Below are 12,779 nucleotides of genomic sequence, written 5' to 3' on the forward strand. Positions count from 1 at the left end.
TCATGCGATACACCGGCATCAATCACCTGGCCATGGCCACCAAGGACATGGACACGACCATCCGCTTCTGGCGCGACCTGCTGGGCATGCGCCTGGTGGCGGGGCTGGGCCGGCCCGGCTATCGCCACTATTTCCTGGAAATCTCGGAAAACGACATGATCGCCTTCTTCGAATGGCCCGGCGTCGCGCCCATCGAGCAGAAGGACCACGGCGTGCCCGTCAAGGGGCCCTACGCCTTCGACCACGTGTCCATCGGCGTGCGCGACCGCAACGACCTGTGGGAACTCAAGGACGCCCTGGAGGCGGCCGGGTTCTGGGCCTCGGAGGTCATCGACCACGGCTTCATCTTTTCGCTGTATTCCTTCGACCCCAACAACATCGCCATCGAATTCAGCTGCCCGGTGCCGGGCGTGGACATCCGCTCCCACCCGGTCAACGCCGACCGCCACCCCAGCGCCACGGCCCTGGAAGGCGCCGACCCCCAGCGCGGCAAATGGCCGGCTCCCGAGCGGCCCACCCCCCTGGCCGAACGCCGCATCTACCCCGGCGAGGGGCGCGAACTGGTGCTGATGGATGATGAATAGCCGGCCGGCAACCCCTTTTCCGGGTTGTCGCCCGGCCATGGCACAACGGGATCATGCCGGGGCCGCGGCAAGGACTGGCGGCTAGGTCACAACCCGACTCCACGAATAATATTTCACATCTTCAGAAAACATATGCTGCATGACAAGGCCATGCACGATGTGTTGCAACACACCGACCGCTGAAATGCCTGCGACGTCGTCATCCCGCACGAGCGCCCAGCCCTCCTGAAGCAACCGCCCATGCTCGGCGGCGTGCTCCTCGGCTTGCGGGTAGCCCATTTCCCGCATTATATGTTCTTCGTCTTCAAAATGCGTCTGCACATGACGCAACAGGCGGACGACACTTTCCCGCAGGTCGAAAGAGGCATCCCCGGAAAGGATTCCGGCCAGGAGCGCATTGGCCAAATCGACAAGCTGGCCATGCTGCCTGTCGAGCCGAGCATTTCCCGACGAGGAAGCGTTGTTCCAGAGTATTTTGACGGCACCCACCGGGCTGTCCCCGGGCCCGAGGTAGGCGTCTTCCGGGACGCCCCGGAAGCTGACCCGGTTTCTTCCCTCTTCCTTGGCCTGATACAAGAGCGCATCCGCTTGCCTGAGGATGTCGTCCGGTTTCGTCTGCGACTCGCACCGGAGGGAAACCACTCCGATGCTGACGGTGACGACAGGGGCCACCTGGGACTTGTTGTGTTCGATGGCCAGTTTTTGAATCGTGCCGCGGATGTTCTCGGCCACACCGACCGCGCCGAGGAGGTTCGTTTCCGGCAACAGGCAGGCGAATTCCTCCCCGCCGTATCGCGCGGCCAGGTCGGTCGGCCGTTTGAGGCACCGGGCCATGGCCTGAGCCACGCTGCGCAGGCAGTCGTCGCCCTGGACATGGCCATAGGTATCATTGAAATTCTTGAAGTAATCAATATCGAGCAGCAATACGGACAGCACGGCGCCGGATCGCGCATGCCTGGCGCACTCGTTTTCCAGGACGGCATCGAAATGCCGCCTGTTGGCTATCTTGGTTAGGCCATCCTCGTTGGTGATCGCTTCGAGTTTTTTGTTGGTCTTTTCCAGCGCAATCTCCATGAGCTTTCTTTCGGTGATCTCCTCGTGGGCAACAACAACCCTTTTGGGGCCGTCTCCAGGAAAAGGCGTGACCCGGCCCATGAACCACCGCTGCCGACTGGGCGAGTGGCAAGGATATTCCATGACGAACAATTCCTTGCTTCCGTTCAAAACGCTTTTCACCCCTTCGGAAAACACGAAGGCATCGCCGGCACAATACTCCGTTTCTGTTCCGCACACGCGTAAGTAATTGACGCCCTCCGAAACACGAACAGGGTCAATGCCATTGGCCCGAGCGAAGTCCCTCCAGGCCTTGTTCACGAGAAGAATGCCGCCAGACTCCTCCACCAAGGCTATATTCGCCGACAGACCATCCAACGTGGATTCCAGAAACAGTTTCGATGTTTTCAACGCGTCGGCGAGCTTCTGGTTCACGAGCACAACAAGGCCCAACGTCCAAAGCGTGCTGACCGTAATGAGTAGAACAAACGTTGCGGCCAAGGGAGCGGGTTTTTCGACAAACGAAAAACGCTCCCCCGGCAACAGGGGCACCAGGGAAAATGCCAGCATCCAAACGGCATTGAAGCAAAACAAGACGACCAAAAAACACGAAACCGGCCAGTTGCACAGTTGCCTTTTACTGATAAGCGCCCCGGCCGAAAGCAGGGACAACAAGGAGCAGGGGTAGCGTCCACGGAGGTGGTGTAAATTCTGAAGTCGTCCAGGCCGGGGGAGAGCCTCCGGCCCGGACGGAATGGGCGAGGTGGCCATCGGGTCAATTGGCTGTAAGGTGAAGTTACGACGCCGCACCTGCAACCAAAGGAGACCACGATGGCCGAGGACAGCATGGCATTAATCGAGCTGATGCAAAAGGCCGACGGCGGCGATTTTCTCCGCTCCCTGGCGGAAGCCGTCCTGCAGCTTCTCATGGAAGCCGATGTGGACGGCCTCATCGGGGCCAGCCGCCACGAGCGAAGCCCCGAGCGAGTCAGCTACCGCAACGGCTACCGTGACCGCAGCCTTGATACCCGCATCGGCTCCTTGCAACTGCGCATCCCCAAGCTGCGCCAGGGCAGCTACTTTCCGCCCTTCCTGGAGCCACGCAAGACCAGCGAACGCGCCTTGGTGGCCGTCATCCAGGAAGCCTGGATCGGCGGCATCTCCACGCGGCGCGTGGATGATCTGGTCCAGGCCATGGGCCTTTCCGGCATCTCCAAGTCCCAGGTGTCCAAGCTGTGCAAGGACATTGATGAACGGGTCCATGCCTTTCTTTCTCGGCCGCTGACCGGCGAATGGCCCTATTTGTGGCTGGACGCAACCTACCTCAAGCAGCGCGAAGGCGGCCGGGTGGTCAGCGTCGCCGCCATAATCGCCGTGGCGGCGAACACCGAAGGCCGCAGAGAAATCGTGGGACTGCACATCGGCCCCAGCGAGGCCGAGCCGTTCTGGTCTTTTTTCCTCAAAAGCCTTCTTCGTCGGGGACTTGGCGGCGTGAGGCTTGTCGTCTCCGACGCCCATGAAGGCCTCAAGGCCGCCATGGCCAAGACGTTCGGGGCCACGTGGCAACGCTGCCGGGTCCACTGGATGCGAAACGCCTTGGCCCGGGTTCCCAAGTCCCAGCACGCCATGGTCTCGGCCGCCCTGCGCCAGGCCTTTTTACAGCCGGATGCGGCCAACGCCAGCCAGACCTGGCGGCATGTCGCCGATCAGCTTCGTGGAAAATGGCCACGGCTCGCCAGCTTCATGGACGAAACCGAGCACGACGTGCTGGCCTACATGACCTTCCCGGCGCAGCATCGGGTCAAGCTGCACAGCACCAATCCGCTGGAAAGGCTCAATAAAGAAGTGAAGCGGCGGGCGGACGTAGTCGGCATCTTCCCCAACGAACAGTCCATCATCCGGCTCATCGGGGCCATCTTACTGGAGCAAAACGACGAGTGGCAGCTGCAAAGCCGCTACATGCAGGTCGAGGCCATGGCCGAACTCAACACCCAACCAAACGAGGCGCAGCCAGCCCAAATTCCACCAAGAGCAGCCTGACCGAGGGCCACCTCAAGCACACCAGAATTTACACCACGTTGACGGACGTGACCGGAGCAGGCAATGGAAATCGTCGTTCGACGAACAGGGATACTGTCATTAAAAACAACAGTATACAGCAGAACAACAAGCGTTCCCACATTGATCGTCAACACACCAAATCGATGAACATCCCTTTCCTTGAATCGAGCAATTCCCATATAAATAAACGAGAAGCTGAGAACGAACGACATGCCGTAAAGAACCACAACAACTTGCTTGACCAGTGCGATATCCCTGAAAAAGTTAACCAGGAACCCGCACACCAAACTCAGGCTGCTTGCCGTCCACCAGCCCGGACCCCGCACCGAGGCATTGGTTCTATAGTGCAAATAAAAAACAAGAAATTGCGAACAACAACAAATTCCAAAGCAAAAAGCCAAGGTCAGGACATCCAGGTTCTTGAGCATACGCCACCACATCAAGAAGGGAACGTGCTGGAACGGCCTTGCCTCCATCCTTTCGCCAAGGCAGTCGGGGCCGACCATGTAAAGGGACTGTGGCATAGCCGCGCATCGCTGTAAACCGCCTCGAAACTGGGACAAATCACCCCTGAATGAGTCAATTCCACGCTTGTACGCCCCTACGGACTGACACTACGAAAAAGGCCCGCCTCCTTTCGGAAGCGGGCCTTTGCATTGGCGAATGAAACCAGGGCTATTCGGCTTCGACAGCCGGCGGCGGCACCATGGACAGGTTGCCGCCCTCCACTTCGACACGCACTTCCACGGCGATCTTCCACAGCACCGTCAGCACGATGCCGCCCGTGGCGAAGACCATGAGCGAAATCATGATCTCCGGCAGGGTGGGGGAATAGACCGTCACGGTCTCGAAGGGGTTGGGCGTGAAACCGCCGATGAGAAGCCCGAGGCCCTTGTCGATCCAGGAGGCGATGACCAGCATGATCAGGCCGATGACCAGGGCCGGGGTCTTCTGCCGCACCGAGGTGGGGATCAGGAAGACCAGGCAGCCCAGGCCCAGCACCACCGCCGTCCACATGAACGGCACCATCATGTCGTGGCCGTCGATGCCCGTGAACAGGTACTGGAACGGGGCGATGTGGCCGGGCATGTTGCTGTAAAACGAGGTGAACACTTCCAGCAGGAAGAAGAAGATGTTCACGCACATGGCATAGGTGATGATGACGGCCAGGCGGTTGATGGCCTTTTTGCCGGGGTCGAAGCCGGTCAGCATCTTGAGGAACAGGATCAGCAGCAGCAGGATGGCCGGGCCGGAGCAGAAGGCCGAGGCCAAAAACCGGGCGGCCATGATGGCCGTCAGGAAGTAGTGGCGCCCCGGCAGGCCGGCGTACAGGAAGGCCGTGACCGTGTGGATGGAGAAGGCCCAGATGACCGAGACGATGGCCAGGGTCTTGCACCAGGCCGGCGGGGCCATGTCGTTTTTAAACGACTGGAGGCTGACCCAGCCCACGACGATGTTGAGGAACAGGTAGCCGTTTAAAACGACCATGTCCCAAAAGAGCACCGAGTGGGGCGTGGCGTTTAACAGCACGTTGAGCATCCGTTGCGGCTGACCAATGTCCACCACGATGAAGCCGAGGCACATGACCACGGCGGCGATGGCCAGGAATTCGCCCAGGATGATCATCTTGGAGAATTCCTTGTAGTGGTGGAAGTAGTAGGGCAGCACGAGCATGACCGCCGAGGCGGCCACGCCGACCAGATAGGTGAACTGGGCGATGTAGAAGCCCCAGGACACGTCGCGATTGAGCCCCGTGATCTTCATACCGAAGGTCAACTGGTAGACCCAGAAGCCAAGGCCCAGCAGCACGACCAGCCCCAGGCCGATCAGCGTGCCCCAGTACCTGGGGCTTCCCTTGAGCGCTTTTTCCAGCATGGCTTACCTCACAGAATGTAGTACACGCTCGGCGAGGTGCCGGCGTCCGGTTTGCGGCGGATGGCGAAGTGCTCGCGCAGGGCCTTGCGGACTTCGGAGTTCTCGTCGGACAGGTCGCCGAAGGCGATGGCCCCGCCGGCCGCCTCCACGCACACGGGCAGCTTGCCAATGGCCAGGCGCTCGGCGCAGAAGTTGCATTTTTCCACGACGCCGCGCATGCGGGTCGGGAACTGCGGGTTGAAGTGCTTGATGAACGGGCGCGGGTCCTGGAAGTTGAAGCTGCGCGCGCCAAACGGGCAGCCGGCCATGCAGTAGCGGCAGCCAATGCAGCGGTGGAAGTCCATCATGACGATGCCGTCCGGTCGCTGGAAGGTGGCCTGGGTCGGGCAGACCTTCACGCACATGGGCGCTTCGCACTGGTTGCACAGCAGCGGAAACTGCCGGTGCTCGACTTCCTCGGACAGGTAGTGGCCGTGCTCGGTGGGGAAGGACTCCTCGTAGGAGGCGCCCCAGAACCACTTGATGTTCTTGTTGCCGGGGATGTCCGGCACGTTGTGCTCGCTGTGGCAGGCCGTGCGGCACTTCTCGATGAGCTCCGGGGTCATCTTGGCCGAGTAGATGGCCATGCCCCAGTGCTTGGCCGTAAGGCCCTCCTCGAAATTGGCCACCGTGGGCAGCCCGCCGGCATGGGCCGGGGCGTCACCCAGGAAGCCGAGACGGCCGGCGCCGACACCGATGGCGGAGACGGCGGCCAGTTTCAGAAACTCTCGTCTGGTGTTTTTCATGGTATGGTCCCCTTAAGTGGAGGTGTCACCGGGCGCGCCGGCCTAGTGTCCGCCCGCTTCGCTAGTGGCCGCGAGGGGAATGGGCGAGGTCTGGTTCGGCGTCAGGTTGTGGCAGTCCCAGCAGTAGGGGGCCACGCCAACCGTATCGTGGCAGCGGTCGCAAAACTTGGCCTTGTCCGCGTGGCAGCTCATGCAGGTGTTGGTCAGGCTTTTGACGAACTTCTGCCCCTTGGCGTTGACATAGATGCGGTTGCCGTCCCGCACGGCTTCGTTGCGCCATTCGTTTAAGATCTGCATGTGCTTGTCGCGCATGGTCTGGGCGTCTTCGATGCAGTCCTTCTGGTCCTTGGGCAGTTCCGGTTTGACCTCGAAGTTTTTTCCCATGTTGTAGGCAACGGGGACAAAGATGAGGGCCAGGAAGAAGATAATGCCTGGAATGATGTATTTGGCATTGTACATAGGTTATTCCTCCTCGTCCTCCATCCCCGGCAGGGGGTTTTGCCTGAGGTCGGTGGTGCGCTTTTTCTCGCCGTCGAGAATGAGCGCATTGCCCACCAGCTCATGCACGCCGGAGACGCCGACACCCGGGGCCCAGTAGTTGCACAGGGGCGGCAGGGTGGCACGGTCGATGGCGCAGATGCAGGCCAGGTTGTTGACGCCGTGACGATCGCGCACATACTTGACCGCGTTGCCCCGGGGCAGGCCGCCGCGCAGGCGCGTCTCGGTGAATTCCTCGTTGTTGAGGCCCGCGCCGCCGCCGCAGCAGAAGGTCTGCTCGCGGATGGTGTTTTCGGGCATCTCGTAGAACTGGCGACAGACGTTTTTGAGGATGTAGCGCGGCTCCTCGAGCAGGCCCATGCCGCGGGCGGTGTTGCAGGAATCGTGGTAGGTGGTGACGAAGTTGTCGTTGCGGGACGGGTCGAGCTTCAATTTGCCGTTTTTGATCAGGTCGGCCGTGAACTCGCAGATGTGCAGCATCTTGGTGCCGGCGGCGGCGTCGAATTTCGTGCCGGTCAGCGGCGAGACCGGGGTTTCCAGGAAATCGGCCGGGCCGTTCATGGTCAGCATGTACTGGTTGATGACGCGCCACATGTGGCCGCACTCGCCGCCGAGGATCCACTTGGCGCCCAGGCGCTTGGCCTCGGCGTACATCTTGGCGTTGAGCTTCTTCATCATCTTGTCCGAGGTGAACAGGCCGAAGTTGCCGCCCTCGGACGCGTAGGTGCTCCAGGTGACATCCAGGCCGAGGTAGTCGAACAGGATGAGGTAGCCCATGTAGGTGTAGATGCCCGGGTCGGCGAAGATGTCGCCGGAGGGCGTGATAAACAGGATCTCGCAGCCTTTTTTATTGACATTGGGCCGGATGCGCTTGCCGGTGATTTCCTCGATGTCGTCACAGAGGAAATCCATCATGTCCTTGTAGGCGTGGGGCTGGATGCCGAGGTGGTTGCCGGTGCGGTTGCAGTTGGCGGCCGGCTCGAGTATCCAGTTGATGTTGCAGCCCACCTCGTGCAGCAGCTCGCGGGCCATCATGGTGATTTCGGCGGTGTCGATGCCGTAGGGGCAAAAAAGCGAACACCGGCGGCATTCCGTGCACTGGTAGAAGTACAGGAACCATTCCTTGATGACGTCCTCTTCCAGCTTGCGCGCCCCGGCCAGCTTGCCGAGCACCTTGGCCGCGGCCGAGAACTCGCCGCGGTAGATGGAGCGCAAAAGCTCGGCCCGCAGCACCGGCATGTTTTTCGGGTCGCCGCCGCCGATGAAGAAGTGGCACTTGTCGGCGCAGGCGCCGCAGCGCACGCACACGTCCATGAAGATCTTGAACGAGCGGTATTTCTTCAGCTTCTCGCGGAACTTCTCCATGACGAGGCGCTGCCAGTCCGGCGGCAGCTGCCAGTCGTCGTCCGTGGGGCTCCAGGTCCGGGGATTGGGCATGCCCAGGTACTTGAGGATTTCCGGTTTGCCCGGATAGCTGAAGTTGCCGGGCTTAAACGCGGTCTTCGTGTCCATCCACGACTTCACGGGCGTGGTGTAGTTGATCTTGATGAGTTCTTCCGGTGGCGGATACTTGGCCATGGTCGCTCCTCGCTTCTCTCCAGGATGAATGGGGTTGTGGCCCGCTTAGGCCTCTTTTTCCACAGGGAGTCCGGCTTCGATCATCTTCTCGCGGAAGTCGTCCTCATAGGCCTCGTACGAGTGCGGCTTGATGGAGGGGTCGTTCCAGGGATTGACCCACATGGCCCGGCGGCTCATGTTGGGCACGACGCGCGTGGGGGAGAGGAACACGCCGCCCATGTGCATGAGCTTGGAGAAGGGGAAGTAGATGAAAAGCGCGCACACCAGGGTCAGGTGGGCGTAGACCGAGGGGTCGATGGCCTCCTTGGGCAGGTGGGGGCGCAGGGTGACCAGGCCCATGGCCAGTTCCTTGACCGCGATCACGTCCACCTTGACCACGTAGCGCATCCAGATGCCGGTGAGCGCGATGGCGATGATCAAAAGCAGCGGGAAGTAGTCCTGCATGAGCGAGATGTAACGGACCTTGCCGTCGAAGACCCGGCGGCCCAGCAGGAAGAACAGGCCCAGCAGGATCATGGCGTCGGTCTGGTACATGACCGGCAGGCCGATCTGAAGGATGGAATCGAAAAATTCCGTCACATGCACGGCCCAGGGCACCGGCGCCATGAAAAAGCGCAGGTGACGCACGAGGATGACCAGGAAGCAGTAGTGAAAGATCAGGGCGAACAGCCACAGGAACTTCTCGGAGCTGTAACCCACCTTGGGCCCGTCCTGCTGGAGCTTGACCGCCGTGTTGCGGAAAAGCGAACGGAAGGTCAGCACCTCGAAGGCCATGCGCATGACCACCCCTTTGTTGTCATAGGGGTTGTCCCAGGGGCTGTTCTTGATCCAGGGCAGCGATTTCTGCTGGCCGCCGGTGGTGGGAATGCAAAACGGCACCGGGCTCTTGGCCCAGTCCACCACGCGCAGGACAAACCCCACCATGAACACGATGATCGCGATGTACGGGAGCACGATCCCGAACAACGCCCCCATCCCCATCCCGGCGCCCAGCCACGGGATGACGATGAGCGCCAAGACCGCGAGTAAGGAATAAAACGCTGCCATGTACCCTCACCTCGTTAAAGGTTTGCCCGAAACGCGCCTCACGGTTCCTCTCCCTCGGCGGAGAAGTCGCAGACGAGATTGGCCCTTTTCAGGAGCCGGTCGTATTGCTTCCTGACCTGGCTTATACGCAGTTCGGCAATCTTCTCGCGGCATTGGCAGTAGATGTCGAACGCGAACAGGGCCAGCACGTCGATGGCCGACTCCAGGGCAAGCAATTCCACGTACAGGTCGTGTTCGACCACCTTTTCCCACAGCGCTTCGCGAACGGCCTTCTTGAGCAGATAGATGAAGGCCGTGGCCTGGGACGGGGTGAAATCCTGCACGGCCCGCACCCGCACGATCTCGTCGAGCATGGGGGCGAAGACCTCGACCCGCGGGCACTCGCCGCAGCCGGCCAGGGCCACCACGATGCCCCGCATGCCGGTCTCGAACTTGTGCCGCACGGGATTGGCGAAGGGGTCGTCCTTTTTTTTCCACAATATCGCCGTATTTTCGGCGTAGGTATCCATGACCAGGTCGAACCAACGGTCGAGGACGTCCTTTTGTTCAAGGACCAAGAAATCCGCCAACTTGAGCATGTTTAATGTCCCTTTCTTCACAATCGCTTAACAGGCTGATTCCTTATCAGAAAAGCACAAATTGTAAAGGACGGGCCGGCCTTGGCCACGGCTCGCAAACCCGTGAAATCCCACTCCTTGCCTGGCAGGGGGGAAATTTGCTATTTTCGGAAAAAAAGAAGCGACCCCATGAAACCCTCCCCGCGACAACTGGAAATCCTCCGCGCCGCCGCGGCCTTCGCCACGGTGGAACGCTACCAGGGCAGCCTGCCCAAACGCCAGGCCCTGCTTTTTTCCAAGGACGACCTGCACCGCCTCGAAGAGGCCGGCCTCCTCGAGCGCATCAAGCTGTCCTACCCCTGCGGCCGGACCATGGCCGGCTGGCGCCTGACCCCGACCGGCAAGCAGGCCCTGCCCCCGGCCGACAGCGTCGCCGATCACGAGCTTTTTCCGGAACATATGCGCATCCTCAACGACATCTACCACTACTCCCGCATCACCGGCTTTCACGGCATGATGCCCAGGGAGTTGGCCAAGCAGTACGACAAGGACGACATGGAGGACCTTTTCGGCCACGGCTACCTGCTGCGCATCCGCATCAAGGACGCCGGCAAGGGCTGGGTCGTGTCCAACAAGGGGCTGGCCGCCCTGCGGCGGGCGCTGCGGCCCGAGGCCAGCCCGGCCGGGCCGGCGCGCCTTCCCCTGGACGCCTGAACGTTCCCGGCGCGCGGGAAAGCGCGGCGCAACGCCGCCATCGGCCGCGCCTTGGGCGGCCCGTCGCATGTCCCCATCGGGCAGGCCTGGTCGTATTCCTGTCCGGCGAATATCCGCTCCGGGAGGAAACCCCATGCCACCCCGCGCCTTCGCCCTGCTGCTCGCCCTCGCCCTGTCCCTGGCCGCACCGGCCGCGGCCGCGCCGCCGCCGGACGTCATCTTCCGCAACGCCACCTTCGCCACCCTGGATACGGCCGGCACCATGGCCCAGGCCGTGGCCGTCACCAAGGGCATCTTCACGGCCGTGGGCACGGATGCGGCCATCACTGCCCTGGCCGGGCCGGATACCAGGCTCGTGGACCTCGGCGGCCGTTTCGTCAGCCCCGGCCTCATCGACGCCCACACCCACCCCATGGAGACGTATTACCTGGCCAACGAATGGGTGGATTGCCGCTATCCCGGCACGCCGTCCGTGGCCGAGGCCCTGCGGCGCATCGCCGCCTGGGCGGCCAGGACGCCCAAGGGCCAATGGATCGACGTAGCCTGCGTGTCGGCCTCGGAGAACAAGTTCGCGGAAAAGCGCCTGCCGACCAAAGCGGAGCTGGATGCGGCCGCGCCGGACAACCCGCTGGTTTTGGCCAACGGCGCCCACCAGGTGGTCATCAACACGGCGGCCATCAAGGCCCTGGGCATCACCAAGGGCATGACCCAAATGCCCCACGGCGCCACGGTGGTCCTCGGCCCGGACGGCGAACCCACGGGCGTGGTCCTCGACTCCCAGGCCGACATCCCCACCAGCCCCAGCCCGGCCACCCTGGAGCGGGCCTATACGGACGGCATCCAGGAGCTGTGGAACGCCAACGGCTTCACGTCGCTTCTGGCCATCACCCCGGCCGCGGCCCTGCCCGTGCTGCAAAAAACCGCCGCCTCGGGCACCAAGCCCCACATCCGCTACACCGTTTCGGTCTGGACCGCCTCCAACGGGGCCGACATGCCCGAATCCCTCGACGCCTTCCGCATGCCGGCCAAGGCCGATCCGGCCTGGTACCGGTTCGCGGCCATAAAAGACTGGGTGGACGGGGAAAACGACGCCCGCAGCGGCTACACGTGCGAGCCCTACCGCGGGCATTCCCCGGACGACCCGCCGGGCGGCCACGGCACCCTGGTCACCCCCCAGGCCGGGGCCGACCGGTTCGCGGCCATTGCCGCCAAAAACGGCGTCATCCCCATGTTTCACTGTTCGGGCGACGCCGCAACCGACATCGGGCTTTCGGCCTACGAGCGCCTGGCCGCCTCCGGCCAGCCCCTGCCGCCGTGCCTTCGCATCGAGCATTTCGGCATGTTCCAGATCAAAAAGGCCCAGATCGACCGGGCCGTGGCCCTGCGCAGCCGGGGCCTTCGCGTCTCGGTCCAGCCCATCTGGCTGACAGAGCTGGTCAAGGCCGATTTCGAGAACATGGACCCGAAACTGGCCGCCTCGGGCTTCCGCTTCCGCGACCTGATCGACGCCGGCCTCGAACCGGCGGCCAGCACGGACATGACCGGCATCTACCTCGGCAACATCTCGCCCATTCGGGCCATGGCCGCCTGCGTCACGCGCCAGTCGGACGCCGGGCTTTTCGAACCCGGCCAGGCCGTCACGCCCGAGGAGGCCCTGCGGATGTGGACGTCCTGGGCGGCGGCGTCGCTTGGCGAATCGGCCGTCAAGGGCAGCATCGAGCCCGGCAAGTACGCCGACATGACGGTCTATTCCGGCAACCTGCTGACCCTGCCCAGGGAGCAACTCAAGGACGTCGCCGTCATGCGGACCATCGTCGGCGGCGAGACGGTCTACCAGGCGCCCTAGTGTTGCGTCCCTTCTACGCACAGATCCTTTTCAAGGACGCGACACGAGCCCCAACGCCAAGCCCCGGGGCCGGCCGTTTTCCGGTCGGCCCCGGCCAGGGCCGGGGGTTGCCCGGGGCAGCCCGCGCGCAACGGCCGGCGCCGTTGCTCACTGGTATCGTGGCTGCCGTAGCCCGGGCCCG

General features: G+C 62.4%; 12 protein-coding genes. 4 read left to right on the forward strand and 8 right to left on the reverse strand.

The genetic code is table 11. The annotated features are described in order from the left end of the window. Positions 1 to 2: 2 nt before the first annotated feature. Positions 3 to 584, forward strand: a complete 582-nt coding sequence (locus ACP59X_RS22000; protein WP_428562673.1) for a VOC family protein — start codon at positions 3 to 5, stop codon at positions 582 to 584. 81 nt (positions 585 to 665) lie between these two features. Here the strand turns inward: ACP59X_RS22000 and ACP59X_RS22005 are convergent, their stop codons facing one another. Next, positions 666 to 2,207, reverse strand: coding sequence for a diguanylate cyclase (locus ACP59X_RS22005; RefSeq protein WP_428562675.1), 1,542 nt, complete (start codon positions 2,205 to 2,207; stop codon positions 666 to 668). A gap of 261 nt (positions 2,208 to 2,468) precedes the next feature. On the opposite strand from ACP59X_RS22005, the gene ACP59X_RS22010 reads away from it, so the two are divergent. Further along, positions 2,469 to 3,677, forward strand: a complete 1,209-nt coding sequence (locus tag ACP59X_RS22010) for an IS256 family transposase (protein WP_428558936.1) — start codon at positions 2,469 to 2,471, stop codon at positions 3,675 to 3,677. On the opposite strand, the gene ACP59X_RS22015 is transcribed toward ACP59X_RS22010, so the two are convergent. The 7 genes from ACP59X_RS22015 to ACP59X_RS22045 all read right to left on the reverse strand — a co-directional run bounded on the left by ACP59X_RS22015 (position 3,593) and on the right by ACP59X_RS22045 (position 10,059). Then, the gene (locus ACP59X_RS22015) at positions 3,593 to 4,126 is read right to left on the reverse strand and encodes a hypothetical protein (protein WP_428562677.1); all 534 of its coding nucleotides are present in this window, start codon (positions 4,124 to 4,126) and stop codon (positions 3,593 to 3,595) included. The genes ACP59X_RS22010 and ACP59X_RS22015 overlap by 85 nt on opposite strands. 247 nt (positions 4,127 to 4,373) lie before the next feature. After that, positions 4,374 to 5,573 carry a sulfate reduction electron transfer complex DsrMKJOP subunit DsrP gene (gene dsrP, locus ACP59X_RS22020; protein ID WP_428562679.1) on the reverse strand — a complete coding sequence of 400 codons (1,200 nt, stop codon included), beginning with the start codon at positions 5,571 to 5,573 and terminating at the stop codon, positions 4,374 to 4,376. Between the two features lie 8 nt (positions 5,574 to 5,581). After that, on the reverse strand, positions 5,582 to 6,358 hold the full coding sequence (gene dsrO / locus ACP59X_RS22025) for a sulfate reduction electron transfer complex DsrMKJOP subunit DsrO (RefSeq protein ID WP_428562681.1): 777 nt from the start codon (positions 6,356 to 6,358) through the stop codon (positions 5,582 to 5,584). Positions 6,359 to 6,400: 42 nt separating this feature from the next. Beyond that, on the reverse strand, positions 6,401 to 6,817 hold the full coding sequence (dsrJ, locus tag ACP59X_RS22030) for a sulfate reduction electron transfer complex DsrMKJOP subunit DsrJ (RefSeq protein ID WP_428562683.1): 417 nt from the start codon (positions 6,815 to 6,817) through the stop codon (positions 6,401 to 6,403). A gap of 3 nt (positions 6,818 to 6,820) precedes the next feature. Next, positions 6,821 to 8,434 (reverse strand): sulfate reduction electron transfer complex DsrMKJOP subunit DsrK, encoded by a 1,614-nt coding sequence (dsrK, locus tag ACP59X_RS22035; protein WP_428562685.1) that lies wholly within the window; start codon positions 8,432 to 8,434, stop codon positions 6,821 to 6,823. 45 nt (positions 8,435 to 8,479) lie between these two features. Continuing rightward, positions 8,480 to 9,481, reverse strand: a complete 1,002-nt coding sequence (gene dsrM, locus ACP59X_RS22040) for a sulfate reduction electron transfer complex DsrMKJOP subunit DsrM (RefSeq protein ID WP_428562687.1) — start codon at positions 9,479 to 9,481, stop codon at positions 8,480 to 8,482. A 38-nt stretch (positions 9,482 to 9,519) separates the two neighbouring features. Continuing rightward, entirely contained in the window at positions 9,520 to 10,059 is a 540-nt protein-coding gene (locus ACP59X_RS22045; protein WP_428562689.1) for an RsbRD N-terminal domain-containing protein, read from the reverse strand. 168 nt (positions 10,060 to 10,227) lie between these two features. Between ACP59X_RS22045 and ACP59X_RS22050 the strand changes: the two genes are divergently transcribed. Both ACP59X_RS22050 and ACP59X_RS22055 read left to right on the forward strand, forming a co-directional pair. After that, entirely contained in the window at positions 10,228 to 10,752 is a 525-nt protein-coding gene (locus tag ACP59X_RS22050; protein ID WP_428562691.1) for a hypothetical protein, read from the forward strand. Positions 10,753 to 10,885: 133 nt separating this feature from the next. Further along, complete coding sequence (locus ACP59X_RS22055) at positions 10,886 to 12,598, forward strand: amidohydrolase (protein WP_428562693.1); 1,713 nt, start codon at positions 10,886 to 10,888, stop codon at positions 12,596 to 12,598. Positions 12,599 to 12,779 lie beyond the last annotated feature (181 nt).

This window comes from Solidesulfovibrio sp. DCME (assembly GCF_049995385.1).
Lineage (GTDB): Bacteria > Desulfobacterota > Desulfovibrionia > Desulfovibrionales > Desulfovibrionaceae > Solidesulfovibrio.